The organism is Phormidium sp. CCY1219 (assembly GCF_035615515.1).
In the GTDB taxonomy this organism is placed as follows: Bacteria; Cyanobacteriota; Cyanobacteriia; order Cyanobacteriales; family Laspinemataceae; genus CCY1219.
In genome coordinates, this window is the sequence record NZ_JAJENT010000524.1 from 1 (window position 1) to 26,897 (window position 26,897).

The 26,897-nt window shown below is 49.1% G+C and carries 24 protein-coding genes and 1 pseudogene; 11 read left to right on the forward strand and 14 right to left on the reverse strand.

The features are described 5' to 3' along the window. Positions 1-411 precede the first annotated feature (411 nt). Both LKK83_RS13775 and LKK83_RS13780 read right to left on the reverse strand, forming a co-directional pair. Positions 412-981 carry a hypothetical protein gene (locus tag LKK83_RS13775; RefSeq protein WP_324631745.1) on the reverse strand — a complete coding sequence of 190 codons (570 nt, stop codon included), beginning with the start codon at positions 979-981 and terminating at the stop codon, positions 412-414. Continuing rightward, on the reverse strand, positions 978-2,114 hold the full coding sequence (locus LKK83_RS13780) for an AAA family ATPase (RefSeq protein ID WP_324631746.1): 1,137 nt from the start codon (positions 2,112-2,114) through the stop codon (positions 978-980). The genes LKK83_RS13775 and LKK83_RS13780 overlap by 4 nt, the downstream gene beginning before the upstream one ends. A 178-nt stretch (positions 2,115-2,292) precedes the next feature. Between LKK83_RS13780 and LKK83_RS13785 the strand changes: the two genes are divergently transcribed. Continuing rightward, positions 2,293-2,478: a hypothetical protein gene (locus LKK83_RS13785; protein ID WP_324631747.1), complete on the forward strand. Its 186-nt coding sequence runs from the start codon at positions 2,293-2,295 to the stop codon at positions 2,476-2,478. Here the strand turns inward: LKK83_RS13785 and LKK83_RS13790 are convergent. Together LKK83_RS13790 and LKK83_RS13795 are read right to left on the reverse strand one after the other, a co-directional pair. Next, positions 2,475-3,128 (reverse strand): Uma2 family endonuclease, encoded by a 654-nt coding sequence (locus LKK83_RS13790; RefSeq protein WP_324631748.1) that lies wholly within the window; start codon positions 3,126-3,128, stop codon positions 2,475-2,477. The two genes, LKK83_RS13785 and LKK83_RS13790, sit on opposite strands and share 4 nt — an antisense overlap. A gap of 306 nt (positions 3,129-3,434) precedes the next feature. After that, complete coding sequence (locus LKK83_RS13795) at positions 3,435-4,670, reverse strand: LL-diaminopimelate aminotransferase (protein ID WP_324631749.1); 1,236 nt, start codon at positions 4,668-4,670, stop codon at positions 3,435-3,437. A gap of 42 nt (positions 4,671-4,712) precedes the next feature. On the opposite strand from LKK83_RS13795, the gene LKK83_RS13800 reads away from it, so the two are divergent. Continuing rightward, positions 4,713-4,862, forward strand: a complete 150-nt coding sequence (locus LKK83_RS13800; protein WP_324631750.1) for a hypothetical protein — start codon at positions 4,713-4,715, stop codon at positions 4,860-4,862. Between the two features lie 275 nt (positions 4,863-5,137). Here the strand turns inward: LKK83_RS13800 and LKK83_RS13805 are convergent, their stop codons facing one another. From LKK83_RS13805 to LKK83_RS13815, 3 genes are read right to left on the reverse strand one after another with little or no spacing between them, the layout of a single operon-like run. Further along, a complete protein-coding gene (locus tag LKK83_RS13805; RefSeq protein WP_324631751.1) occupies positions 5,138-5,929 on the reverse strand; it encodes a hypothetical protein in 792 nt (263 codons plus the stop codon). A 12-nt stretch (positions 5,930-5,941) separates the two neighbouring features. Continuing rightward, on the reverse strand, positions 5,942-7,051 hold the full coding sequence (locus LKK83_RS13810) for a TRAFAC clade GTPase domain-containing protein (protein ID WP_324631752.1): 1,110 nt from the start codon (positions 7,049-7,051) through the stop codon (positions 5,942-5,944). 20 nt (positions 7,052-7,071) lie between these two features. Beyond that, positions 7,072-7,542, reverse strand: a complete 471-nt coding sequence (locus tag LKK83_RS13815; RefSeq protein WP_324631753.1) for an ATP-binding protein — start codon at positions 7,540-7,542, stop codon at positions 7,072-7,074. A 391-nt stretch (positions 7,543-7,933) separates the two neighbouring features. Between LKK83_RS13815 and LKK83_RS13820 the strand changes: the two genes are divergently transcribed. Then, positions 7,934-9,004, forward strand: coding sequence for a M28 family peptidase (locus LKK83_RS13820; RefSeq protein WP_324631754.1), 1,071 nt, complete (start codon positions 7,934-7,936; stop codon positions 9,002-9,004). 236 nt (positions 9,005-9,240) lie between these two features. On the opposite strand, the gene LKK83_RS13825 is transcribed toward LKK83_RS13820, so the two are convergent. Continuing rightward, the gene (locus tag LKK83_RS13825) at positions 9,241-9,690 is read right to left on the reverse strand and encodes a DUF4864 domain-containing protein (RefSeq protein WP_324631755.1); all 450 of its coding nucleotides are present in this window, start codon (positions 9,688-9,690) and stop codon (positions 9,241-9,243) included. A gap of 432 nt (positions 9,691-10,122) precedes the next feature. Between LKK83_RS13825 and LKK83_RS13830 the strand changes: the two genes are divergently transcribed. The 3 genes from LKK83_RS13830 (at position 10,123) to LKK83_RS13840 (ending at position 12,076) form a co-directional block, all read left to right on the forward strand. Then, complete coding sequence (locus LKK83_RS13830) at positions 10,123-10,503, forward strand: dihydroneopterin aldolase (protein ID WP_324631756.1); 381 nt, start codon at positions 10,123-10,125, stop codon at positions 10,501-10,503. A 73-nt stretch (positions 10,504-10,576) separates the two neighbouring features. Next, on the forward strand, positions 10,577-11,572 hold the full coding sequence (locus tag LKK83_RS13835; protein ID WP_324631757.1) for a CBASS cGAMP-activated phospholipase: 996 nt from the start codon (positions 10,577-10,579) through the stop codon (positions 11,570-11,572). Positions 11,573-11,842: 270 nt separating this feature from the next. Next, positions 11,843-12,076 (forward strand): hypothetical protein, encoded by a 234-nt coding sequence (locus LKK83_RS13840; RefSeq protein ID WP_324631758.1) that lies wholly within the window; start codon positions 11,843-11,845, stop codon positions 12,074-12,076. A gap of 105 nt (positions 12,077-12,181) precedes the next feature. Here LKK83_RS13840 and lnt read toward each other — a convergent pair whose 3' ends face one another. The 3 genes from lnt to LKK83_RS13855 form a co-directional block, all read right to left on the reverse strand. After that, positions 12,182-13,768, reverse strand: coding sequence for an apolipoprotein N-acyltransferase (lnt, locus tag LKK83_RS13845; RefSeq protein WP_324631796.1), 1,587 nt, complete (start codon positions 13,766-13,768; stop codon positions 12,182-12,184). A gap of 260 nt (positions 13,769-14,028) precedes the next feature. After that, on the reverse strand, positions 14,029-16,617 hold the full coding sequence (gene gyrA, locus LKK83_RS13850; RefSeq protein WP_324631759.1) for a DNA gyrase subunit A: 2,589 nt from the start codon (positions 16,615-16,617) through the stop codon (positions 14,029-14,031). A 357-nt stretch (positions 16,618-16,974) separates the two neighbouring features. Beyond that, a complete protein-coding gene (locus LKK83_RS13855) occupies positions 16,975-17,127 on the reverse strand; it encodes a hypothetical protein (RefSeq protein ID WP_324631760.1) in 153 nt (50 codons plus the stop codon). A 155-nt stretch (positions 17,128-17,282) separates the two neighbouring features. Between LKK83_RS13855 and LKK83_RS13860 the strand changes: the two genes are divergently transcribed. Continuing rightward, entirely contained in the window at positions 17,283-18,203 is a 921-nt protein-coding gene (locus tag LKK83_RS13860; RefSeq protein WP_324631761.1) for a histone deacetylase family protein, read from the forward strand. A 127-nt stretch (positions 18,204-18,330) separates the two neighbouring features. Here the strand turns inward: LKK83_RS13860 and LKK83_RS13865 are convergent, their stop codons facing one another. Next, the gene (locus LKK83_RS13865; RefSeq protein WP_324631762.1) at positions 18,331-19,485 is read right to left on the reverse strand and encodes a DUF262 domain-containing protein; all 1,155 of its coding nucleotides are present in this window, start codon (positions 19,483-19,485) and stop codon (positions 18,331-18,333) included. A gap of 265 nt (positions 19,486-19,750) precedes the next feature. Between LKK83_RS13865 and LKK83_RS13870 the strand changes: the two genes are divergently transcribed. After that, the gene (locus LKK83_RS13870; protein ID WP_324631763.1) at positions 19,751-20,626 is read left to right on the forward strand and encodes a lipid kinase; all 876 of its coding nucleotides are present in this window, start codon (positions 19,751-19,753) and stop codon (positions 20,624-20,626) included. A 14-nt stretch (positions 20,627-20,640) separates the two neighbouring features. Here the strand turns inward: LKK83_RS13870 and LKK83_RS13875 are convergent. After that, positions 20,641-21,238: pseudogene (locus LKK83_RS13875) on the reverse strand (HD domain-containing protein). 507 nt (positions 21,239-21,745) lie between these two features. Between LKK83_RS13875 and LKK83_RS13880 the strand changes: the two are divergent. Next, positions 21,746-24,433, forward strand: a complete 2,688-nt coding sequence (locus LKK83_RS13880) for an ATP-binding protein (RefSeq protein ID WP_324631764.1) — start codon at positions 21,746-21,748, stop codon at positions 24,431-24,433. 57 nt (positions 24,434-24,490) lie between these two features. Here the strand turns inward: LKK83_RS13880 and LKK83_RS13885 are convergent, their stop codons facing one another. Further along, the gene (locus LKK83_RS13885) at positions 24,491-25,735 is read right to left on the reverse strand and encodes a family 10 glycosylhydrolase (protein ID WP_324631765.1); all 1,245 of its coding nucleotides are present in this window, start codon (positions 25,733-25,735) and stop codon (positions 24,491-24,493) included. An 80-nt stretch (positions 25,736-25,815) separates the two neighbouring features. Here LKK83_RS13885 and LKK83_RS13890 point away from each other — a divergent pair, with 80 nt between their 5' ends. Both LKK83_RS13890 and LKK83_RS13895 read left to right on the forward strand, forming a co-directional pair. Next, positions 25,816-25,977: a hypothetical protein gene (locus LKK83_RS13890; RefSeq protein WP_324631766.1), complete on the forward strand. Its 162-nt coding sequence runs from the start codon at positions 25,816-25,818 to the stop codon at positions 25,975-25,977. Between the two features lie 307 nt (positions 25,978-26,284). After that, positions 26,285-26,881: a Uma2 family endonuclease gene (locus LKK83_RS13895; protein ID WP_324631767.1), complete on the forward strand. Its 597-nt coding sequence runs from the start codon at positions 26,285-26,287 to the stop codon at positions 26,879-26,881. Positions 26,882-26,897 lie beyond the last annotated feature (16 nt).

Genomic DNA, 26,897 nt, shown 5'->3' on the forward strand with positions numbered 1-26,897 from the left:
TCGCCACTTTCCAGCGGTGGGGGGTTAAGGGCGGAAATTACAGTCATAGCACTCAGAGCGATCGGTGAATTTAAGTTAATTTTAGCTTGAAATTGCGGCGATGTGGGGTCTCATTCCTGCGGGTTGCCGTCAAGGTTAAAATTCAGCAGTTCTATAGAGAGATTTCAAACTGGGGAGAGTGTGGCGAAAGTCGAAGCCTATTATGCAGTTAATATTTTTTTACCCTTCAATTTTTTCTGACATAACCCTTAATCCAGGCGAGACTAATTTTGGCGATCGGTACCTCCAGCTTCACATAGTCGGCTTTTTATCAACTTGCAAAATTCTATAAAATCTTTCAAGCTTTTTAAATGATGTGAGTCGCCTTCAATTCTGTTAATAAGTTGGTCTAAACAATATTTTTCTTGAGCATCACCGGGATTTTTTTTTAGTATAGCGTCTATTCTTTGCTTCAAACACTTTTTTTAAATAAACGTAATGAAACTCGGCATGATTGTAGTCATCATTATAATTTCCCATTAACTCCGGATCCTTCGCCGACACATCATAATACTGAACATAATCTCGTAAAGGCTGTTGGAGCGGCTGCCTGGAGTCGAACATTTTTCGATTTCCCAAAAACCAAGTTTCAATACATCTGTTTTGAACGATTGGAATTAACTTTATATCCCCCAATTGAATATTTTCAGTTTTAATAAAATTGTCAATTTCTTGTTTCTTACTTTCTACCGTATCTTCATCAGCATCAAGACAAACTACTAAATATTCATACTTACCCGTTTCTTTTATTCTGCTTATTGCATCGGGAATATATTCATGGATAATAGAAGGGTACCCATGAGCGCTAATTAAAAAGTAGTTATTTTCCCAAACTTCATCGTAGTGGTTGACTCTCTGAAGTTCGGGCAGCATATATTGCAACCAAGATTTATATACTTTCTTTTCTGTACTTCTGCCTTCCAAAAGAAAATAAATATTCATTCCTCTTCTATTCCCTCAGGATATTCTTCCAGGATATTGATTAAATCAATAAAGGCTTTATGCCTTGATTTGGCAATTCCCAAATCTTGGGAATCTTTAACCTGAACGACACCACCTTGCCGCGTGACAATTTTCCAATGCTTCGGACTGATATTGTTGATAATATAGGGATGATGGCTGGTAATAATAAATTGCAACTCTTTATTTTCAAGGAGTATGTCTGTCATGCTGTCAATACAATTAACCCCCAGACTATTCTCAAATTCATCAATTAGAATTAAACTCCCTTTGGGGGATAAATAAAGTTCGCTGACGTACATTAATGCTTTTAACATCCCTGAAGATATGTTAACTTGTTTTATCCAATCATTAACTCCTTTTTCTTTAAAATAAACCACTGTTGATTCCCGCAACAACTCAGCCAATACAACCGGAATATCGTCAAGGTTTAACGCTTCTATTTTAATATCTTCTATTTCTGAAAATATTTCCCTAACTTTTTCTTTGATTTTTTGAAAAACCTCTGGGAAAGTTCTATACACCAAAGACAGTTTAAGGGAAAGAGGAAGCTCGCTTTCTTGAATGTCTTTTAAAGAAGCATTTTCGTACTGATTCAGCAAAGACACAGAAAGGGTTGAAATCTGTTCTCCGTATTTTAAATCCGCTAAAATAATTTTATTTATTTCCTCGGTTGCGAAACTAATTTCTTCTTCTTGTTTTAGCAAATGCAGGGTGCTTTGGCTTGGGGATAGTTTGGGAGTTTGTATTCCGTTAAAAAGTATTTTTTCTGCGCTTCTATCTACAATTATTTTGTCACTTTTCTCTAGTTTTTCCTTAATAAGTTTATACTCTTTGTCCGACTTGGCTTGACTGCCTAATAAGTGTTTTTGGGTTTCAAATTCTCCTTGCCAGCGATATCGTTGACCTTGACTTGTTAAAAAACATGCATCCCATTTTACTCCATTTAAAGAACCCCCATTTGCAATTTTTTTTAAAGCATGAATTGACCGAAGCACTTGTGTTTTGCCCGCCCCCGATCTGCCCACCAATAAAGTTGGGTTAGCGCTGAACTCAACCCGGTCTAATTTCCAATTGTATTCGCGATCGTGATACTCTAGAGTTTCCAGTTTCATGGTATTGTTTTCGATAGATAAGCGAGAGAGAAAAAGTTTAAAAAAGCTATGCTAAACTAGCATAGAGCATTAAGCCTCCAGGGGTCAAGTAAGATAAACAAATATTAACAGTTACCATTGAACTGGCTACGGCGATCGCCTGTGCCTGTTTTTACTGAACCTAGCGCCCTCCTCACGGATGCCTGAGTCAACAACAGTGGAGTGGAACTCGAGTTCTAACCACTCAACTGACGTTTTTGGCAAACTGTTAGCAACCGATCGCATGCCGCATGTCTTCAAAATCGGTCAGATTGTTTCGCTCTGGCAAAATTTCTTTTGCCTTCTAGAAGATAGTGTGGATGCGATCGCCTTTTTCGCTTCTTAACTTCCACCTTCAGCCATTTGTGCTTCAAATTCTGCTAAAGCTTCGTAGGTTCCCACCTGCCAAGCGCGTTCGACAACTGTAGGAATGATTTCGGCGATCGCAATATCTGGAAACGTGGGACTGGTTTCTGAGGTGACATACTCTCCTTCTCGGAACAAATAGATAGTCAGCATGCCCTTATGGTACACCCAAACTTCCGGAATTGCGATCGCTTTATACGCTTCAATTGTCGTTTTAGACGTCACATCAGTTTCGATTGTGAAATCCGGTGGCGGATCCTCCGGTTCGAGTCGGCGTTTTCCGATCGCCTGCTGATAGTTTTGGATATAGAAACTGGCATCGGTTTCAATTCCTGCCCTTCCTTCTCGTTTAAAGGTGGTCGATCCGAAAGGCTGATATCTTATGCCTGTTGCTTTCAGCAAAGTTTTGACAATATCGGAAATCAGATCGTTAGGGATTTCCTGTTCGGGTAAGGGAGCCATAATTTCTAAGGTGTTGTGACTGTAGGCGATTCTGGCGGCTCTTTTTTCGCGTAATTCCTCTAACAGAGACTCGAATTCTTGCCAACTGACGTTGGGAATGGTAACGGTGCTACCGGGAGCCAGTTGCATGTGACTAACGGGTTTGACAATTGGAGTAATAACAGTCATAATAATTACCCAAAGTGATGATTAATTTATCTCTCGCGTTTCTCTGGGTGATGCTGTCAGTTTTGCCAGTGGATTTCGGCACCATAATCTAGCGCAACTCTATCCTCACCCAAATCAGAAGCGCTATCGGGTTTATTCTAGCAGCCAGCGAAAGATGTCTGCCACAGTTAGCTGAATTTTACTGGTAAAAAGGGGCGGGGTAATTTGTTATTGTGGCTCGTCAAATACCTCCGGTTGTTGCTGCTGACGATCGACAAAAGTTGGGTGGGCGATCGCCCACCGCAACCTGAGAATAAAACAGCGCGCTTACACCTTAAACTTTTCGGTAATGCGCTTCATTGCAGACTCGACATTTTCGCGGCTATTAAATGCCGAAATGCGGAAATAACCTTCGCCAGCCGCACCAAAACCAGAACCGGGAGTGCCTACCACATTGCAATTTTGGAGCAATTTATCGAAGAAATCCCAACTGGATAAACCATTGGGGGTTTTCACCCAAACGTAAGGGGCATTCACGCCACCATAAACCGTCAAGCCGGCTTGGGTGAGTTTTTCCCGAATGATTTTGGCATTTTCCAGATAGAAACCAATCAGTTCTTTGACTTGTTTTTGCCCGGGTTCCGAGTAGACAGCTTCAGCACCGCGTTGCACGATGTAGGACACGCCATTAAACTTGGTAGATTGGCGACGGTTCCACAGTTTCCACAGTTCTACATCGGAACCATCTGCGGCTTTTCCGGTGAGGCTTTTCGGAACCACAGTTAAAGCGCAGCGAGTTCCGGTAAATCCGGCATTTTTGGAGAAGGAACGGAACTCGATCGCGCAATCTTTTGCCCCTTCAATTTCATAGATGGAATGGGGCAGATTGGGGTCAGTAATAAAGGACTCGTAAGCGGCATCAAACAGAATGATAGAGCCATTGGCTTTGGCATAATCGACCCATGCTTTTAAATCTTCTTTAGTCGCCGTGGCCCCGGTGGGATTATTGGGGAAGCACAGGTAAATTAAATCGACTTTTTCCGAGGGAAGTGGGGCGGTAAAATTATTCTCGGCAGTGATGGGCAAATACACCAATCCTTCGTATTCGCCTTTCTCGTTTACCGATCCGGTATGCCCCGCCATGACATTGGTATCCACATAAACGGGATAAACCGGATCGGTGACGGCAATTTTGTTATCTTTGCCGAAAATATCGAGAATATTTCCGGTGTCGCACTTGGAACCGTCGGAGATGAAGATTTCCGTGGCGTCGATCGCGCATCCGCGCGCCTGAAAGTCATGGGCGGCAATTTTCTCGCGCAACCAGAGGTAGCCTTGTTCGGGTCCGTACCCTTTGAAGGTGGCGCGATCGCCCATTTCCTCCACCGCTTTCTTCATCGCATCGCAACAGGCTTGGGGCAGGGGTTCGGTGACGTCACCAATGCCGAGTTTGATAATCTCCGCCTCCGGATTCGCCTGGGCAAAGGTGTTCACCCGTCGCGCAATTTCCGGAAACAGGTAGCCTGCTTTTAATTTCAAGTAGTTGTCGTTAATCGTTGCCATAGTCAATCCTTACAAGCGCCGTAGTACAGTTTACGGCAAAGGGTGACATTACCGATAGAGGGTGCAGTTGCGATCGCCGCCCAGGGGAAACCCAAACTCTCCCGCGATCGCCTTTACAGCGCCCCATGCGGGGAATTTACCATCAATTTTCCAGAATTTCTAACTTATTCTAGCCATACAAGCGCAAATTAAACCCTTTTATAGGTTCCTTGACTCCTTATTTTGCCGGGAATGATTGAGCGTTTTTTTAAGTTACTGCGAGAGTTATTTTTTCTGGATTCTCTCCTGCGCGGGAATGACAAATGCCACCTTTTTACCTCATCCACTTAGAAAAGAGATTCTGTTAATGTTCGGGGAAGTTACACTACTTGTTTTATACGAAATTAATTCGCAAATTACAATTTATATACAAAACAATCGAAGCCTCATCTAAGTGAGCCGCCCGTTTGAAACCGGGCGGTATTTGTCTAAAACCACAACCACCCAAACAAGACCATTGCGATGCCCACGATCGCCGCCACTAAAGTTGCCGTTTCATTGAGCGGGTTAGACTTTCCCAAGGGTTCATTGGGGGTAGTTGGGGGGTACTTTCGTTCGCGAACGGTTTTCCAATCTTGGGTCGAAATCGTTTTGGATAAGCCTCGCCATACGCCGGCTTGCACGATCGCCTCTTCGCTTTTAATTCCGGTCACCACCACTAAAACTCCCTCTCTTTTCGGTAAAGCATAGCACTCCAATATTTCGGCTAAATCTTCTTTTAAAAAATCGCAGTTATTTCCCACTTTATCCGTTGCCAATTCTTCCCGTTCTCGTTCGAGATTTCCGGAGGATTGCATTCGGGGGAGATTGTCGGATAAGCGGGAGAGTTCTTCCCAGGAGACTTGAAACCCATCTGCACCGCCGAAGACAATGGCGCGGTCAATATCTGCATCCAAATTGTCGGCTTTATCTGCCTCTAAAAAGCTGCGTAATGCCCGCACTGCGATCGCCCTTAATTGGGTGGAGGTTTCTGGGGAGTCTTCCCCCACCCAGGCGATGGAATTGCGGATTTTGCGATCGCGAAAATCCAGTCGCCCTTTTGCCTCTAACCCCGTCACCAGCAACAACAACTGACGCCCATACCGGGCCAAAACCAGAGAATGTGCTTCGCTTTGAATTAATTCCGTCACCCGGTTTGTGGTGAGAATCGAAGGGGTTTGGGGAACCCAGCAATAGCCATTTTCCTGAGAAAACCCGCGACTCCTGACGTAAATTTCCATCGTGAAAAACTCCTATCCAATATTGAGCCAACTGTCACCCTGCAATACTGCAAAACCGCTAGTATTTTTACAGCCTTTAGCGAATTCGCGCACCGCATCTTTGAGATGGCTATCTAATCTCAACCATTCTCGGAGGAAATTAAACAATCCCCACTGGCGGCGATCCAAATGCAGTTTGAGCAAAAAACGCAACAAATAGCGCAGGGGTTGTTCGCTATCTTGGGGATTGTATTGGGCGTCGTGACTGGTTTTTCGGAAAATAAACAGCGGTTTGCTATCCTGCTCTTCGATGCGAGAAAATACCACGGTTCCCACGGTTTGCACGGGGGTGACGACAACGGCGACATTGGGCAATAAAGAAGGCGATCGCAGCAAATCCAGCAATCGCGCATACCCACTCTGCACGCGCCTCACCAGTTCCGCAGTGGTTTTTTCATTTTGCAGGTATTTTTCACAGCGAACCGGCGCTAAAATGACCAACCTCGGCGCATCTAATTCCCGATACACCCGTTGAAACAAATTGGCAATTTGCTGAGGTTTGTTAATCGTATCATGCCACCGACCATTTTTCTCCATCAGGGCGGGGGTATCGATCGCGATCGCCACCGCCGCCGATTCGCGTAGAAAGCTTTCTACCTGTTTCTTCTCTTCCCGAGAACTTCTGGCGGATAAATATTCGCCGGGATAATCTTGAAACTGCAATTCCAAGGAAGGAGTTGCCCCTTTTCTGCCCAATTCAAAAATAAAAGATTTATAATCTTCCGTACTTTGCATCCATCCTTTGGTTTCAAAACTATCGGGCAAGTTTTTTAGTTCTGCCAACCGTTCTTGCAGCAGTGCCGAACTTTCCAAATCTGGCGTCAATTGTAAGTCGGTGAACCCGATATTGCTTTCAAACTGCTCGTACATCGCCGTTAACAGACTGGTTTTGCCAACCCCACTCGGTCCGAGCATCGTCAATTTCAGTTCGTGCATGGTCTTGAAAATTTTACCGTTTAGATGTGTTCTGTGGATGGTTGTTCGCGTTTTACCTGGTTCTAACAAAAGCGCGATCGCCTCTGAATGCGCTGCTTTCATCGGCAATTCGCGAGCGACTTTTATCCGTCGCCTGGTGGCAACCACTTCTCGACCCCTCCATTAAATTATACCCGGTTTTCTGGTAATTTCCACGGCGCGATCGCAAATTCGCCGCTGGGGGCAATTTTAACGTAAAAGAGTTTATCGAATCCTTCCCGATAATCGGGGAGAACTAACTTTTTCTGGGTAATGTAAATCGCTTTATCCGGAACTTTTGCTTTGCCAGTGCGCTGTTGGTTTCGCTGCAAGCAGTCCCGCACCTTAGATTGAAAATAATACCCGATAACCATCGCGGGGTAATTTTTGGCGATATCGATAATCGCGGCGCGGTCTTCTCGGGTGGGATTGGTATTGTCTACCACCACTGAGTTGCCCGAGGTCAGGTTTTCTTTGATAAGCTGAGCTTGTCTTCTGGCTGGTTTTTTATTATTTCGCATCAAGTCTTTACTGATTAATACATGGGTTTGGGCAAAGTTGCGGCGGTAAAAGGTGCTTTTACCCGCCCCTTGCAAGCCGATAAAAATGATGAGTTCCATTGGGGTATTTTATCATTTACACTGGTTTTCTCGCACAGCTAAGGCTATCAGAATTATTTGATTCCAAACTGCCTGCTGCCTCATGTGCTATAATTAAGCACTGCTGCCGCCAACTCTGACGGCTTCTTTCATTATTATAAGTAGCCGTAGCCGTAGGGTGGGCACTGCCCACCTCGCTCCTGGGGTTTTGATTATTATCAGTAGGATGGGCAGTGCCCACCCTAATTTTCGTTGCAAAACTACACAAAATTTAACCATTAGCCTGCTATCGATTAGGAAAAAATTGGGTAAATTTGTGGTATAGATTTGGGGAAAATGTTCCCTCCAGGTGGAACCTTGCAAGTGGTGTTTCCTGGGAAATTGCCGGGGAAGGAATGGGAAAACCTTGGAAATGAAGAGGAAAGCGAAAGCAATGGGACTCAAACGCCGGAAAAAATTTAAAGTGCTTACTAAAGCTGCATCGATAAAAGTGGTTATCCTGTTTGTTTTTATTGCTGTTGTTTTAATCGGGAGTTGGTTTACAGTCGTGAGAATGCCGGGAAAAAGTTTTGCGGGAGATTTGCCGAAACTGACGCAGGCGGAGCAAGTGTTGCGGGATGAACTGCGCCAAGATGTGGATCGAATTGCCGGGTCGGAGATTGGCGATCGCAACTATATGTTTTACGAAAATTTAGTGGCGGTTGCCAATTATCTGGAAAGCTCATTTGCCGAATCCGGGTATGAAGTAGCGCGACAAAGTTATGAAATCCACGGGCAAGTATTCGATAATTTGGAAGTGGAAATAACCGGAAATAAAAAACCGGATGAAATTGTGGTGATTGGCGCGCATTACGATTCGGTAGTCGGTGCGCCGGGAGCGAACGATAATGGTTCGGGTGCGGCGGCGGTGTTAGCGCTGGCGCGGCGGTTTGCGGGGAAGGAAACGGCCCGATCGCTGCGATTTGTGGAGTTCGTGAATGAGGAACCGCCATTTTTTTGGAGCGAGGAAATGGGCAGTTTGGTTTATGCCAAACGGTGTCGCGATCGCGGTGAAAATATCGTGGCCATGCTCAGTTTAGAAACCATCGGATATTATTCCGATGCGCCGGGTAGTCAAGAATATCCCCTGGGTTTGTTAAATTTGGTCTATCCCATCACGGGGAATTTTATTGCCTTTATCGGCAATCTTGCTTCGGGAAATCTGGTGCAGCAGGTGGTGGGTTCTTTCCGCAGTCATACGCAATTTCCCTCGGAAGGGGCGGCGATGCCAAGTAATGTTCCGGGGGCGGGTTGGTCCGATCGTTGGCCATTTTGGCAGATGGGATATCCGGCATTAATGGTGACGGATACGGCACCGTTTCGCTATCCCCACTATCACACGATAGCAGACACGCCGGATAAAATCGATTTCGACCGTTTGGCCCGCGTCGTGGGCGGAATTGAACGAGTGGTGCAGGAATTGGCGAATGGGAAAATCGGCTAGGATGCTGATTCAATAGGCGCGATAAACCGGGTTAATTTCCCTACTTTGTTAAAGCAAATAATTGGCAGCATCAACCCGGTTTTTAACCTTTTAATTCCTAGCAATTTGACTAACTTATTTGGCAGCTTTATTGGGGGGAAGGCGGAGCCTCGGGGAGGGTTGCCCGTGAGCCGGGGAACGAGTCAAGAGGAAAATTATAATTGTGACGCCTTCATTCTCCCCGGTTTGCCGCTAATTCACTTATTTGACTTAGCGGTTTGCTGCGGATTGTAGTTATAGTTTAGGGCATCAACTAACCATCCATCGTCGCTTTTTACTAACTCCATCAACAAGGGAATTTCTCGGCCATTTTTGGTAATGACCGTGACTTCTAACCGATGGGTCTTGCCTTCGACGGTGGGGATGGAGAGGGTAGTGCGCTGGTACTGGTGCAGTTTGTTGGTTTTCACGAATTTGGCAAATTCTTTTTTGGAAGTGCGACTTTGCAAGCGTTCGGTGGTGGACTGATAAGCGCCTGTGATATCTCCGTCAGCAATGCGAGTGAAAAAAGCCGCGATCGCCTGGGGCAGTCCTTTAGTTCGCAAAAAAATCGCAACGGAAACGATAATCCAAACCAGAACTAACCCGCCGAGTAGGGCACCCAAGCCGATTCCGATATAAGACAACCAAGGCTGAAATGATTCCACCGTTTTCTCCTCTACAGGTGTTGACGAGTTTTGATTGTAATTCCTCCCGGGGCGATCGTTCAAGGAGAAGGTTTTTGGGGGGCGATCGCGAGGAGGAGGGCAGGGGAATTCTATACTTAGCGCCAAATTGCACTCTTGCAAGCCGCACAATTGCCGTAAATATACTAAACATAAAAAACATGTTGGGCATTGCCCACCCTACCGGAGGGGGATTGGAGAGGGATTGCAGGGTTGCAACGAACCTGTGACCCCTGGGCCTACTCAGGATCCAGCTTGGAACCCAGTCGCCTCCTGAGCCGAGTGGGGCGGCTATTTCATCATTTTAGCAAAACCATCCGGATAACCTGAGCCTAGTATTGTAAAGATCTGACTAAGTAAAACGAAGAACTTTATCTGTTTTTCACATTTTTTCAACATCAAAGGGTGTCACTCATGGATTGCATTAAACTTACCGGAATTCGCTGTTGTAGCTGCGTGGGGTATTTGCCAAAAGAGCAGGTACTCGCTCAGTGGTTGGAAGTGAATCTCCGCTTATGGCTGGATTTAGCACCTGCGAGTCAACGCGATCGCCTGGAAGATACCCTAGACTACCGCAACACCATCGCCACGGTTAAGCATCGGGTCAACACCGCGAATTTCGCTTTAATCGAACGGTTGGCGGAAGCGATCGCCCGACTTCGCCGGCGCGCCGAGTGGGGTAAACAAGTCAAAATTCGCGTCACCAAACCCTATGCCCCAATTCTCGATTTTGGTGGCAAAATTAAGCATGAAAATCATTCTACCCAAATCAGACTTGGGGCGATCGCAATGTAGGGGATTACCCTTTCACCCTTTCACCCATTACCAACTCCAAAAACCCTCTTATTAATCGATCGGGAGAAGCCAAATGACTTATCGCATATTGAGCATTGATGGTGGCGGAATTCGCGGAGTGCTAGCTGCCCGCATGTTGCAGCACCTCGAAGAACGGATTCAAGTTCCGCTGCATGAGTATTTTGACTTGATTGCAGGTACTTCAACCGGGTCAATGGTGGGCGCTGCGATCGCACTAGGAATTCCCTGCGAAAAAATCGTCAAACTCTACCGCAAAAAAGCCAAAAAAGTCTTTCCGTACACCACTCGCTGGACGATTAAACGACTTCCATTACTCTTACAATACGGTCCTTCTGCACCCAAATTCTCCGAAAAAGGACTGGTGAAAATGCTCAAAGATTTATTGGGCGATAAGCTACTTGATGACGTTACCAAACCTAAGCTTTTAATCACCAGCTACGACACCATTGGTCGAATGCCACTTATTTTTAAAAGCTGGAAGGAAAAATTTGCCGAAATTCCGTTGTGGGAAGCCTGCGTTTGTTCCACCGCCGCCCCCACGTTTTTCCCCGCCCATCGCCTAGAACTCAATGGCAAAATTATCAGCGCGATCGATGGCGGTTTAGCTGCCAATAACCCCACCGCCTGCGCGGTTGCTGAGGCGATTCGTCTGGGTAATCCTCTGGAAAGCTTGGAAGTCCTTTCTGTGGGTACGGGAGCGGCAACTAGCGTGATTCCCTGGGAACAGGCGCGCTCTTGGGGCACTTTGCAATGGATCTGGGATGGGCGCGTGGTGAAAGTAATGACCGATGCCCCCTGTGAAGTGTATCACTATATCACGGACTACATAATTGGCGATCGCGCTCGTTATGCTCGCTTGCAATTCCCTCTAGACCGACAGTTAACTCGCAAACCGCTGAGCGATGAAATGGACGATGCCAGTAAAGAAAACCTGAGCAATTTAATTGAAGCCGCCGATGCTTACATGAACCTACCCGATGTAGTTGACTGGCTGAATTTATGCTTCACATTTCCCCCTTCTGAATCCTTGGAAGGGTTTAATGCGTAGCTTCAAACGCCTTGCCCATTAACCCTAAAATTTCCTTCCATTTTCTAGGGTTGTTCCTCAGCTAAGGCTGAGTTTCGGAAAAAAATAAACGCGCTTTACCTGTAGAGAAGATTTTCAAATCGCCTCTCTACAGGTTTATTTTCGCTTGCCCTTTTCTGGCAAGGATGGCGGCGGGATGAAATGAACTCGAATCACTCTTCCGGTAGAGGGCGATCGCTCCGTCGGTGAGCCAAAATGGAGAGAGTCCAGCCGTCAATCTACCACTCTATTATGACTCCCCAAAACAACCCTCGCACCCGCGATCCGGCAGAGGAATCCATTTCTCACGAGTCGGCCAATTTTGCAGAAATGCCCACCACGCGCAAAGCATTAAAGCAGTTGAATATCCTGGTTGGCTTTTTACTCATTGTTGGCGTAGGAATATTAGCGGTTTGGTTGGTTTCTATTTTCAACGCCGAGGAATCCATAGAACCTCAGCCGAATGTTGAAGAATTAAGCGAATAATTTTAGGCGATTCTATTGCGATAAGTGGTAGGGTGGGCATTGCCCACCTTTATATCTCTCGGGAGAAATAGCTGTAAAAAAGGTGCGATTAAAATCGCCCGCTTTTTATTGCCTCCTCGACAAAATGAAGGCGATCGCGCAAATTGCCCACAACAGACCTAACAACCATTCTCCCCACCGCACGTATAAGGTTTGGGTTTGTCGGCGATAAATCGTTGCGCTATGTAACTGATAGGTATTCAGTTCGGAAATCCAGCGAGTTCGACCTTGGGGATCGACAATTGCCGAATAGCCGGTATTGGTGGCCCGAATTGCCCAGCGATCGGTTTCGATCGCCCGCATCACATCTTGCGCGTGGTGCTGGATTGCCATTGCTGCGGTATAATGAGCGTCGTTAGAGGCGCTAATAATAAATTCTCCCCCTGCAGCAGCTTGACGGCGAAACAGGGCAGAAAAGGCCGAATCGTAACAAATGCCGACGATCGCCCTGCCAAATGGCGTGTCGAAAACTTGATTCGGATTCCCCCCTTTTAACTGCGCTTCCAACGGAGACAGGCGGTTAATAATGCGCCCCAAAATCTCCTCAAAGGGAATGAATTCTCCCAAGGGCACTAACTTCACTTTATCGTAACTGCTGTAGGTTTCTCCGGTTGCGGTTACGGTAAATAAACTGTTGGTAATCCGATTTCCTTCCTTGCCAAAGGTGCCCACCCACGCCAGCACCCCTTTGTCTAAAATTGCCCGATAAAATTCACTGTAGCGCCGATTGTCTTTCGTCCATAAAAAGGGCAAAGCAGTTTCCGGGGTCAAGACGGCATCCACGCCGCGATCGGCCAGTTCTTGATAACCGCTGGTATAGCCGGCTAAGGCGCGCCGCCATCCCTCGGAATTCAGTTTAATGTCATTGGGAATATTCCCTTGAATAATCCCCACAGTTAAAGCAGTTTCCGCCGGGTCTATCCGGGGGATGCGATACAATAAAAATCCGAGAGAATGCAATACTAAAAACAGAATAATTGCGAGGAAAATCAGCAGGTTTTGAACCGAGGTAGTCGTTGTTTTTCTACCCTGAATGGGTGGATGGGCATGTTGCTGCCATGCAATCCAAGCTTCGGCAATTAATCCATTGACGGCGACGATCGCCGCCGTTACGGCGGTGGTTCCGGAGAGCTGACCGAGGTGCAAAATCACTAAATTCGTCGGACTTTGGGTATAGGCTAAAGAGGTCCACCACAGGGAGGTGGAACTGCCTAAATATTCCACACTACACCAAAGTGTCGTCCCGATTAAGACGCGCAGGAAGGGGGAAAAAAAGGCGGAGGAAAGCGGGGCAAATTTGGCGGCAAATAACCCTTGACCCAATGCCCAAATGAGGACTAAACCCGCGCCCCATAGGGTAATAAAGACCCAACAAAAGCTGGCGATCGCCAAACTGGCTAACCAGGGCACCCCCAACCAGGTCATCGGATGAATGCCGGTAATCCAAAATAGGGCGAGTCCGTGATAGGCAATTCCCCACAATACGGGCAACAGAAAAAACCACCCGTTCACCGGTTTGCTTTTGGTTTCCCGGTTGGATAAGAAAGCGATGGGAGGGCGTTTTGTGCCTTCTTCCACCACCAACACCCACAGGGGAACTAAGGCAATCCAAGCCAAAGGCCAAAGGTTGAGCGGGGCGGGGGTAATTCCCATCAAAATGCCACCTACAAATGCGGCGGCAAATTTCCATAATTTTTGGGGTTTTAGGGGGTTAGCGATAAATTTGGCCACGGGTTTTTTCTTGGAATTTAGCAATGCCCAGTTACTTATCTCAAGGTAGGGTGAGCCATGCCCACCCTATGGAAATATAGGCGGGTTCACCGAAAGGCTTTGCATTGAGCAAAAAATGAGGTGAACCCGCCTTTACGCTTGCACGTAAAAACCCCTAAGCAGGAGTTTAAGGAAAGGAAATCTTATTCCTCTTCGTCAATTATCGGTTCGTCTTCTTCACCGGATAGGGGAACTAAGGCGACGCCCACGATCGCATCATCGGCATCTAAGCGCTGGACTCGGACGCCGCGCGCGGCACGAGATTGGGAAGAAATCGCTTTGATGGCTTGGCGAATAATGATGCCACGGCTAGTAATCATCATCAACTCATCATCTTCGTTGACGATTCGCAGGGCAGCCAATTGGTCTTTTTCGTTGCGGAATTTAATCGCAATTACGCCTTTTCCGGCGCGCCGTTGCAGGCGGAATTGGTTCACCGGGACGCGCTTACCATACCCTGCAGTGGTAATGACTAATGCCCAAGGACCGGTAAAGCTGCTTTCTGCTTCGGTCTCGGAATCTTCGCTGTCGCCGTTGAGATTGTCTTCGACTTCGGGTTCTTCATCGCCTAGGGCAGCCATCTGGGCACTCACTTGGGAGGGTAGCACATCCATGCTGATAATTTCGTCCCCTTTGCGGAGGTTCATGGATTTGACCCCTCGGGTGGCGCGACTTAGGGGACGCAATTGCTCGTTATCGGCTCTGAAATGAATTGCCATTCCTTTGCGCGAGCTGATAATGATGGTATCGTCGAGTCTGGCTTTTCGCACCCAGCGCAAGCAATCTCCTTCGGAGAGGGAAATGGCAATTAACCCATTGGCGCGGATATTGCTAAAGGCAGAAAGTGCCGTTTTTTTGATATAACCGCCTTGGGTCAGCATCACCAAGAATTCCTCGTCGGTGAATTCTTCCACCGCCACCATCGAGGTGATTTTTTCGGCGAGGGGAATGGGGAGCATTTGGGTGATAGCTACCCCGCGTGCGGTGCGAGAGGCGGTGGGAATTTGATAGGCATTGAGGGAGTAAACCACGCCGCGATCGCTGAAGAACAGCACCTTATCGTGATCCCGGCACGTGAGAAAATGCTCCACCCCATCATCTTCTTTCATTTTGGTGCCGGATTTGCCTCGGGTGGCGCGACTTTGTGCCTCGAAGGTGTTGACGGGCATTCGCTTGATGTAACCTTGTTCGGTCATCATCACGATCGCTTTTTCGTTGGCGATCAAGTCGGTGGGATCGATTTCCCCTTCGGCATGTTCGATGACGGTTCTGCGCGGGGTGGCAAATTTTTCTTTGATTTCCAGGGCTTCGGTTTCGATGATTTCGAGAACCCGTTCGCGCCGTGCCAAAATATCGCGCAAGTCGGCGATCGTGACTTGTAGTTGTTCGTGTTCTTGTTGAATTTTCTCGGCTTCTAAAGCGGTCAAGCGTCGCAATTGCATTTGTAAAATTGCGTCGGCTTGCTCTTCGGTGAGTCCGAAGGAGTCGATTAATTCTTGTTTGGCGGTGGGGGTATCTGCTGCGCCTCGGATCAGGGCAATGATTGCATCTAAGTTATCCAGGGCGATCAATAATCCCTGTAAGAGGCGATCGCGTTGTTCGGCTTTCCGCAGTTCGTACTGGGTGCGCCGTTCGATGGTTTGGATCCGGAATTCGATAAAGACTTCCAGGTATCGTTTCAGGGTCAGCAGTTGCGGTTCGGCTTCCACCAACGCCAGCATGTTCGCCCCAAAGTTGGCCTGCAGGGGGGTTTGTTTGTACAGGTTATTGAGCACCACGCGCGGATAGGCGTCGCGTTTGAGTTCGATGACGATTCGCATTCCGTCGCGATCGCTTTCATCTCGAATATCCGAAATCCCCTCTAAGCGCTTCTCGTTCACCATTTCGGCGATTTTTTCGATCAGCGCCGCTTTGTTGGTTTGGTACGGTAATTCGGTGACGATAATCGCGTTTTTGTCGGGACGTCCGCGCTGTTCGATGACTTCAATTGCGGCTACGCCGCGCATGGTAATCGAACCGCGTCCCGTGGTGTAGGCTTCCCGGATACTGCTGACGCCGAGGATTTGTCCTCCCGTGGGAAAGTCCGGCCCGGGAATGTAGTGCATCAGCTCGATGTCGGTAATCTCGGGGTTGTGGATCGTGGCGATCAATCCATCCACCAATTCCCCGAGGTTGTGGGGGGGAATATTGGTCGCCATCCCCACGGCAATTCCGGAGGAACCGTTGAGCAACAGTTGGGGGATTCGCGCCGGTAGCACGATCGGTTCTTGCTGGGATCCGTCGAAGTTATCGAGAAAATCGACGGTTTCTTGGTCGATATCCCGCAGCATCGCATCGGTGCTGAGGGCTTGCAGGCGACATTCGGTGTAACGCATCGCCGCCGGCGGGTCGTTGTCAATGGATCCGAAGTTGCCGTGTCCGTTGATTAAGGGCGATCGCATGGAAAAATTCTGCGCCATCCGCACCAAGGCATCGTAAACCGCTGTATCGCCGTGGGGATGGTACTTACCCAGCACTTCCCCAACAACTCTGGCGCATTTGCGGAACGGGCGGTCTGGCGTCAAGCCCAATTCGTGCATGGCATAGAGAATGCGGCGGTGTACCGGCTTGAGACCATCCCTGGCATCTGGGAGTGCCCGCCCTACAATCACGCTCATGGCGTATTCTAGGTAGGACTGTTGCATCTCGTTACGCAGATCCGTTGGGAGTATCCGCTCCTGGGAGGTTGTCATAAGATGAAAAACTCCAAATTTGTAAGAGGAAAGGTAGCAATGGCGAAAAAAAAGCTTCACCTACTACCTGACTTCTAAATCTTTCCTATTTTCTGATATTATTTTATCATATTTCCCCCCGGCTAGCGAGGCTTTTCTGGCTCAATAGCTGCCGGAAATTTTCCCGGTGGCAACCACCCAGGAATCCCCTGCCGCGATCGCCCGGGATGACCCCCCGGATTGGCTTGGATTTCGCGCCCTCCCGAACATCGGAAAAGGCTGTTGTAATCGGCGGGAATCTTTATCAAAATTCTCGATAAAATCCATAGTCAAACCCCATCGTTTTTGAGGGTCTGTCGGTTTCTCTCAAACCGCTTTCTATTCGGCGATCGCCTGTAGGGCTTCTGATGCTGGTTCAATGACAATCCTGGGCTGCGATCGCGGCGGAAGCCGACGGGAGGGCGTTTCCCTTGCCTGGGCCAACTCTGGCAATAAAAACTGCACGCCAGGAAAGGGGGATTGAAGTGACATGAAAAGGCGAGGGGGAGTTGATAGTTAAACCTGGCGAATTTCTTAATTTTTACTTTTTAATTCTTCCTTTCTCCATCCGGCTTTCCACCCTTGGCACAGGTGGGGAAAGTCCGGCAAGATATCAATAGTTGAAAAGGTAACAAATGTCAAGCTCGATGAAACTACCAGTCATTTATTCGGATGAATTTCAACTGCACCAAACCGGGCGATCGCATCCGGAACGTCCCGCCCGCTTGGGTGCGATTGTCGAAGCGCTCAAAGCCTCTCCCTGGGCGGATCGCATCCAGTGGGAACTGCCCACGCCGGTGGAGGAGCGATCGGTGATGGCGGCGATCGAGCGCCTGCATGCGCCGCGCCACATCCATGAGGTTGAAGTGTTGGCCCATCACGGCGGTGGGAGAGTGGATATGGATACGGTGGTCTCTCCCCACAGTTACGAGGTGGCGTTGCTGGCGGTGAGTGGGTGGCTTGATGGGGTCGATCGCGCCTTGGCGACGGGAAAACCGGCGTTTGTGTTGGCGCGTCCCCCGGGACATCATGCAGAACGCGATCGGGGAATGGGGTTTTGCTTGTTTTCCAATGCGGCGATCGCGGCGTATTACGCGATCGAACAGTGCGGCTTAAACCGGGTGGCTATCCTGGATTGGGACGTTCATCACGGGAATGGCACCCAAGCGGCGATCGAAAGCCACCCCCAACTGGCTTACTGTTCCCTCCATCAGTCCCCTTGCTATCCCGGTACCGGTGACGCTAGCGAAACCGGTCAGCATCACAACGTCCTCAATTTACCCATGTCCGCCGGAAGCACCCGGGCTGACTATCAGCCGATGTTCGAGTCGAAAGTGATGCCGTTTTTAACGAGTTTTCAACCGGATTTATTAATTGTTAGCGCCGGATATGACGCCTGTGCCTCGGATCCGTTAGCCAGCATCAACCTGCAACCGGAAGATTACGGCATCTTTACGGATTACTGCCTGCAACTGACGCGCCGGATTGTCTTCGGACTCGAAGGGGGCTATCATCTCGATGCCCTCAGTCAATCGGTTGTCGCAACAATCGGGCGCTGCTTGGCCTAGGCGTCGCGCGGCCAACCGCCGATTCAGAGCGGCTTAGAACCGTTTGTAGAGACGCTTTCGGGCGTCTCTACCGTCCAGCAGGCGATCGCGCGATCGCGCTCGCCACAACCCGCAACCGGCAAGGGGATTATTTGCCAATTTTGAGCGGCGGTACCTCTAAGCCAACTTGCCACAGCGCCTCGCGCCACTTGTTGATTCTCGTTTGAATCCGCTCTTTATTTTTCGTTGAAGAGGTAATCGCTTCATCAAACTCCGGGTCGATACAGACTTTTTTGAGTGCCTCGATAATCTCCTCTTTTTTGCTGCGAATCGCCTCGGACTCCAAAGAAGCAAACGTCAGCATAATGACGTCATAAATGGCGCGGTTAATCGATTTTTCCCATCCCACCTCGGGATTGTAGCGTCGAAACGCTTGGTCGCCAAAGACATAGAAAACATCGTCGATGGTTTTGCGGAAAACTTCGCGATGATGTTCCAGGGTTTCTTCATCGAAGTTAATGCCGCTTTGCAAATAGCTATCGAGAAAGCGAGACAAGGTGCCGCGATAGGCGATCGGATCGAAAAAGAACGCAAAAAAGCGCAGAATCATTTCGCAGTCTTGCATTCGCTTGTCGATGCCACTCACCCGGCGAGCTTTTTGGAAAACCTCATCCTCCGACAGTTTGAGAATTAAATCGTTTAACTTGCCCCGAAAAACGCTGTTGCGAAGTTCCTGAGCATTGAGGGGCACAAAACCGCTATTGAGTCGTTCAAAGACATCGAATTTAATATCCGGGTGGGACTCTTTGAGGATAACAATACAGCGAATCGTGCGCGACAATAGCAAGCGTTGGTATCCCATGTCGAGATCTTGGAATTTCTTCCGGTTAATTTCCGGAAGCACTTTCAAGGCGCGCAGGGGAAACTCATTATTCAAAAAGCGATAAATTGCCGTTAGGCGCTGCTGACCGTCGATGACGCTATAGCAGCCATCATTCAATTCGGCGAAATAGCAAACTGGAATCGGAACATTGAGCAACAGCGACTCGATCAAGCGACTGGATTTGGTGCGGTCCCACACGTGACGTCGCTGAAACTTGTCTGCCAAAACCAGCGTATTGTCATCGATTTGTGCTTTGAGCGTTCGGATGACAAAATCGTAAGGGTGAGTGACGAGCTTTCTTTCCTTCAAGGGAATGTCGAATTCGCCGAGTTCTTCTTCGTCTTCCACTTCAAATTGTTGTTCGAGTATTTCCTGGCTGTTGTTTTGATTTGCGCGATCGCCAATATTTTGTTCGAGCATGGCCTCCCTCCTTGTTCTGCGCGTTGCTTGCTCTCTATAGCTATAGAGCTATTTGTACTGGCTGGGTGTTCCGAGTTCCGGGGGACGTAACCGTAAAGGCAACGGTTGCGGGCGATTTTTCATTTTTCCAGTGTAACAGTTTGTTGGAAATCAAGCATTTTTTACCACTCAGTTTTTCACTAACCGGCGATCGCCGTGGGATTTCTGTCATCCTAAAAGGAACCATCTGAAAAATTTTACACCCAGATCACACACAAAAGCCCCTATGACTCAGCGATCGCTGCTATTGGTCAATCCTCATGCGCGAAGAGGACTGCTAGCACAACGACAAGCGCTACAAATTCTGCAACCACTCGGATTTGAACTCATCGAAGTCTCTGCTGCAGCCCCGCAGGACTTGAGCGATCTGATCCGCCGCTATAAAACCGAGGTGGATTCGGTAATTATTGCCAGTGGTGACGGCACCATCAATGCCGCAATCGAGGGATTGCTCGAGACGCAACTTCCCTTGGGCATTCTCCCCGTGGGCACCGCGAACAATCTAGCGCGCAGTCTCGGCATTCCCTCGGCGTTACCGGAAGCCTGTGCCATTATTGCCCGGGGTCATCTGCGATCGATTGACCTGGGGTGGGTGAATGGCAAATATTTTTTCAATGTAGCCGGTATTGGCATCAGTGGCGAAATCAATCGCACCGTGAGCAAGCGGTTCAAGCGCCATTTCGGGGTACTGGCATATGCCTTCACCGCCATGCAGGTGCTATTGCGATCGCGTCCTTTTCGGGCAAAAATTCGCACCCCAACCCAGACCTATTCCGTCAAAACCATTCAAATCACCATCTGCAACGGTCGCTATTACGGCAGTGGCTTAGTGGTGGCAGAAGATGCCCAAATTGACGACCAACGTCTGGATCTTTATTGTATCGAAATCCGCCACTGGTGGGAAATGCTCCGAGTGCTACCGGCGATGCTACGGGGCAAAACGGCGCAAGGCATCCATACCTTGCAAGGTCAAGACATCGAGATCGTTACCCGAAAACCGCGCCCCATCGATACCGATGGGGAACTCACCACCCACACCCCCGCCTCGTTTCGCGTGTTACCTCATGCCTTGCGGGTGTTTGTGCCGCAAAGGCGCGATTGAGACCCATTGGGGCGCTACCCAACCGCCTCAGTTTCCCCCTCTGCAGAAGGTGCTACGGTGGCTTCGAGTTGGCTAACCACCCGGTCTAATTCGTCCACGATCGCACTAGAACTCACCTTGCGTTATGTTTCCACCAGGGAACGATAATACCACAAGGTGCCCGATTTGCCGCCTTTGAAGCGGTTCTTTGGTTGTTCGCCCACCACTCGATAATCTTGCAGGATCGACCGCGCCGCCGTGCAGCTTGTCTGCCGCACTGACCAGTATAACAGCGGGAGAGGCATGATGCAGGTGGGCGATGTAAGCTTCTTTGCGCTTTCGCCACGGGGGTTTCGGGGTGGTGTGAGCGTCGGTGCAGCCTTCCACGATCGCGGTGACGGTATCCCCAAAGCGACGGCGAATGTCTTCCCGGGTGGCGACTCCCCCTTGGTCCTCGATCGCATCATGCAGTAAGGCGGCGATCGCTTCGTCTTCTTGCGCCCCATATTCTAGGGCGATACTGGCAACTCCCAGCAAATGGGCAATATAAGGCACTCCGGATCCCTTGCGCGTTTGGGTCGCATGCAGGTCCGCCGCAAAAGTCAGGGCTTCGTTAAATCGCTTTGAAAGCATCAGATAGCAGTGTTTAGACTGTTTAAAGTTAAAAGGCGAAGGTTAAAATGGCATAGGTTTGACAGCGAAGCATCAAAACAACATTTTCCCCTCTGGCTCATTTTAAGCTAAAATGACTTCCCAATGGTTTCCACCCCGAAGGGGAATTTCTCTAAACCATTCCTCGAATTGTTAGTGGAGATTTGCTCTATGTAAAATAATATGCCTCCCCCGGACTATTTCTATCCGTAACATCCCGCTAGAGGAATTGAGCAATCTGGCATCGATAGCCTCAAATTTTGGGGCGATTGAAGCTGGCTCCGAAAGGGTGCCTGAACCCCAGAAGTGACGCGAATCGATTCGTGCTTCTATAATAAAGGAATGCGGTTTTTCATCCGCGCCCCCGTATCCCTTCGGGATTGTCCGGTGGGTCAGTCAAGCGCTGGGAAGAATTAACCCCTTGCACCGGCTAGCCAAAGCTCCGTTTGGCGGAAATTTATTCGCCCCGAAACGCGAATGGACATTAATATGGAAACACAAAAACCCGAAGATGTAGCGGCATACAACTCGCGCTCGTTAAACACGTTATCCCGGGCGATCGCGTTGGGATCTGCAGAAGGAGAATTTGCGTTAATTTTGGTGCGCTGCAACTATTCGGATTTGCAATGGGAAACGATCCAACGCTTGTCACGCCACTGTCCGATTCCCCTGCAAACCCTGCGGTTATCGCCATCTGCGACAACGCTTTACGGCACGATAAAAGAAGAATTAAACCCCGCCGATCGCCCATCAGTTTTGATGGTGGTGGGATTAGAATCGGTATTGGCCATTGATGAATTGCTGACGCGCCTCAACCAAGAACGCCCGTTATTTCTAGAAGAGTTTCATTTTCCCTTAGTGTTGTGGGTGGCGGACGATCTGCTGCACAAATTGAGTCGATTTTGCCCGGATTTCAAGAGTTGGGGACCTCCTTCGATTAAATTCGCGATCGCTCCCGATCGCGCGGTGGCTTTATTGCGCGAAAAAGCGGAAATTTTATTCCAGTGTATTTTAGATGCCGGTGCGGATCGAATTCAAGCCAATGCAGTGCTGGAATTGTTAAGCGATAACCACCGCCGAGAATCAACTTTTGCCTTGCAAGATATTCAACGTAGTGGAAACCCGCTCGATTCGGAATTGCAAGCCTGTTTGGATTTCGTGCGCGGGTGGGACGCTTATACCCGCGACGCCCTGGAAACGGCCCGGGAACATTACGAAAGCAGTCTCGCCTTTTGGCAATCCGGCGCGCCAGGGGACTCGCCGTCTAAACTCCCGAATCGGGCGTTAGAACGCGCCGGTTGCGTGTTATTTTATCTGGGGGTCTGTTGGCATCGGGCGGGGGTACTGCACGGCGGGGCGATCGCTTCGGCTGCGTGGGAAGAAGCACGGCGTTATTTTCAAGCCTGTGTTGAGGCGTTCGATCGCTGCGGGCGTGCGGATTTGGTGGCTAAGTTTATCAATGCGTTGGGAGAAGTGCTGCAAAGACAAGAAGATATCGCCGCACTCGAACCGGTGGCGGCGCGGGCGCTTTCCCTGCACGATCGCTACCCGGATCCGATCGCCCAGGCACAAGATCGCGGCTTTTTGGCTCAGGTGGCCCTGTGTCGCGCCCGCTGGGCGATCGCCAAGGAAGAAGCGTTAAGGGCGCTGGAAATTCTCGGCAATGCCTATGCTGCGGCAACTACAGTGTGCGAATACACTTGTTTGCACTGGGCCTGGTGCTATCATCGCGGTTGGTATTTACTGCTGCTGGGTCGATCGCGGGCGGCGTTGGGTGAGATATCCGTGGCGCTCCAAATCCTGGAAACGGCTCAAGCCCAGACGAAACCGGAGTACGACCCGCCGCTTTACCTTCGCATCGTGCAGGAGTTGCGATCGCTGTATTGCCAAAGTGGCGAGGGGGTTGCAGCCCTGGAATGCGATCGCCGTTATCGGGCGATCGCCTATCAGTATAGATTGTCTGCCTTTATCGGCGGCCAACCTTTGCTCCTGCGCCGTCACCCCATTAACCCGGCGCGCGTCTTGCAGAAACACTCGCCGGTTCCTTCTGTATTACAGGATCCGGCTGCTGCAAAAACTAGGGATAAAATTGGCCGATTCTCTCAAATCCACCACTTGCTGGAACGCATCAGCCGCGATGATTACAAGCTCACGATAGTTTGCGGGCAACCGGGCGTCGGCAAAACCTCCCTGATGCGGGCGGGTTTGGCTCCCGCTCTCGCACAACGGGCGATCGGGGTCAAGGTGGCGTTGCCGGTGGTGGTGCAGGTTAATGCCGATTGGGTGGCGGCTTTGTGCCGAGGATTGGTCAACGCACTGGCGGATGCGGGCTTATCTGAGATTGCTGAGGCGCAAGCCGAGCCTTCATTGCCAGCGGTTCTGGAGCGTTTATGGAACAATGTGGATGCCAATCTGTTAACGGTGCTGATTTTGGACTGGGTGGAAGAGGATTCTCATTATACTACAACTCGTGAGTTTTGTCAAGCCTTCGATCGCTTTTTAGGTGAGTGTCTCGATATTCCGTTCCTGAAGTTGATTTTGTGCTGGCGCGACGAGTATCTGCCCGCTTTTTTGAGGGACAATCGCCTACAATCCTTGAAATTAATGGCCAATTCCCAGGGGGAAGGCTCTTATTACCATCTAGAGAATTTATCCCTGGATGAGGCGCGCATCGCCATCGCCGGCGCGATTGAAGGCACTCCCTACTCCGTAGACCCCGCTTTGCGCGATCGCCTGGTGCGGGATTTGGCGGAGGGGGGAAACCGGGTGCGATCGCTGATGTTGCAAATTGTGGGAACGCAACTGGAAGCAGAACAGATAACCACTCTGGATGACTACTTGCGATATGGCGGGGTCGAAAAACTGCTGGAACGATTTATGGAAGCGGCGATCGCCTACTGGGGAAACCAGCACAATCCCCCGGTGCGTCTGATTCTCCAGGGTTTGGCGCAACATAGCCCGCACTCGGTATCCAAGGGCGAGTGTCCCCGCAAGACGCGCACAGAATTGGCAGCGTGGATAGGAGAAGGACGCGATCGGCTGGATGCGGTATTAGATGGGTTAGTGTCTTCTGGATTGGTATTGTGCCGCTTCGGGCTTCCGGAAAAGCAATATCAGCTTGTAGATCGCCGTTTTGTAAGGGCGATCGCGAATCCACCGGAATTCCTGCAGTTGTGAGTTACAATTATTCCCCACATGAGGGTGGGCATTGCTGAAGTGACCTGAAGCAACGTTCTAGTTAATCTGGTTGGTTAAACGATTCACTGTATCCGCCATTTTTTCCGGCTTTCCAGACAGGGGAAAAAACAAAATATTTTCGATTTTTGGGTTGTCCACTAATTCTTCTAAGCGATTAAATTGGCGCTCGCTAATGGAAATTCCATCATGGGCTTCTACATATTTCAGTTCATCTTTAAAGTTCCTTTCCCCATACACTTGAATAAACACGCGATCGACCCCCCAGGTTTGCCAATCCGCTGCAAAATATCGTTTCGCCCAGTAGGGGTTATGATGACAAATATCAAAGCTAACCGAGGGATTGGCGGCTTTCATGGCAGCGATCGCATTTTTTACAAAGTTAGTGAGTTGAGGGGTGCGATCGACTTTTCCGGGTAACTCCGCATGATATCCCAAATAATCATCCCATTGCACCGCATCAATGGTAGGGTATTGGGTGACAAACTCGACCAGAATATCGGTAAAAAATTTCGCGACTTCCGGTTGGCTCACATCTAGCACGTAATGCTCGACTCCCGGATGGGTGCGATCGATGCCCGGGACGATCCAGCCTCGCTCAACCGCGATATCGAATACCGGACTTTCTTCGTCTATTTTAATCCCTTTCTCGAAGTATGCATGCACTTCCATTCCCTGTTTGTGCGCTTCATCAATCAACCAATGAAGCCATCGGTCTTGAAACTCATTCGGACAACTTTGATAGCCGAATTTCGCCCGCATGACTTCGCTTTTATACATCGGGCAGGCATTTCCCCAGACGCCATGAATGATGGTGTTAATGCCGCGATCGCGATAGTATCGCACTCGTTCGCGAATGGTTTTTTCGCTGGCATTATTCGTGGCTTGATAGCGACTCAAATATATCCCTCTAATCTCTTTTTTCTCCCCAGGACTTTGCGGTGTTGAGGGGGTTGCAGTGGGTGTGGGTTCCGGTGAATTTGCTGGCGGGTTATTTTCCGCATTTTGCCCCGGCGGCGCTGGGGAAGGAATTGGATTTGTCGGTAAATCTGCTGGCGGATTCGATGTGTGCGGCGCTGGGGGAACTGTGGGGGTCGCTTCTGTAGAAGGCGTTCCATTCAAAAAGGGAATATTCCTGGGTAAATCGGTGGGTAAAAACCGACTCAGTTCTAAATGTTCTCGCTGGGTGAATAACCAATATCCCCCACCGAAGATGAGGAGGATGACCGAAAACGGAATGCTTGCACATCCACATCCACTGGGTTCTTTCTTTTTGGCGGACATAATTTGTTAATAATTTCTCAGATTGTCGAAGAATTGAGTTGTACGCAGTACCAGCAGTTCCACAGGGATGATAAGTGTTTGTGCTGGCCAAACATTGGCAAGGCTATTCTATTAGCCATCATAATATTCCGATAGTGCGGATTTGTCAATCTGGCGGTGAGGCGGAGAATAGCTGTCAGGAGTTGGCGAGAGGGAAAAGCGATCGCGCCTTACCCTTAACCTGCCCCCAGGGACGCGAATAGCACCCTAAAAGTGTGGGATTTCAATCGCCCCAAACGCGCAACAGTTGCGCCAACTGCCATCCCTGCGGCCCACCTGGCTACAGCACTTTCACGGTTTCTTCAAACTCTTCTATAATGATATGTACTCGGGCAAAAATAATTGCAGTGGGTATGGTGGGCAGATCCAGATGAGCGAGGTGCCAATAGCAACTGATTCAAGGAACTGCCTACCCTACAAACCTCAAAAATGGATGGGCAATTTATTTGGCATGAGTGCTTAGTAGAATTCCCAATGAAAACCAGACCTAACGGAGAGGAATTACCCCTTATGATTGCTGTTTCTGACCATCAAAACCTAACCCCAGAAGAATACCTAGAACTGGAAAGCCAAAGCGCCATAAAACATGAATATATTAATGGCGAGGTCTACGCAATGGCAGGAACAACCGACACCCATAACACCATTGCTTTAAACTTGGCCATGCTGATTCGCAGCCACCTACGCGGAACGGAGTGTCGCGTTTATTTTGCCGAGGTCAAAGCCCGACTGGAACAACGAAACTGCTTCTATTATCCCGATTTGTTCGTGACTTGCGACCCGCAAGACCGAGAAACATCGACTTATAAACGCTTTCCCAAACTGATTGTTGAAGTGCTTTCGGAGAGTACCGAAGCTTTTGACCGAGGGGATAAGTTCAACGATTACCAAACTTTAGACAGTTTAGAAGAATACCTGTTAGTCAATACCAGACACCAACGAGTGGAAATTTTCCGACGCAACGAAGTCGGGGGATGGCTGTTTCATGCTTATAGCGCCACTGATGAAAATTTTACCTTGGAAAGCATTAATTTAACGGTAGCTTTTGCGGAACTCTATGAGGAGGTTAACTTGGAGAGGGAATCGGCAGAACTATCAGACGCCTAAAGTAGAGGGATACTTT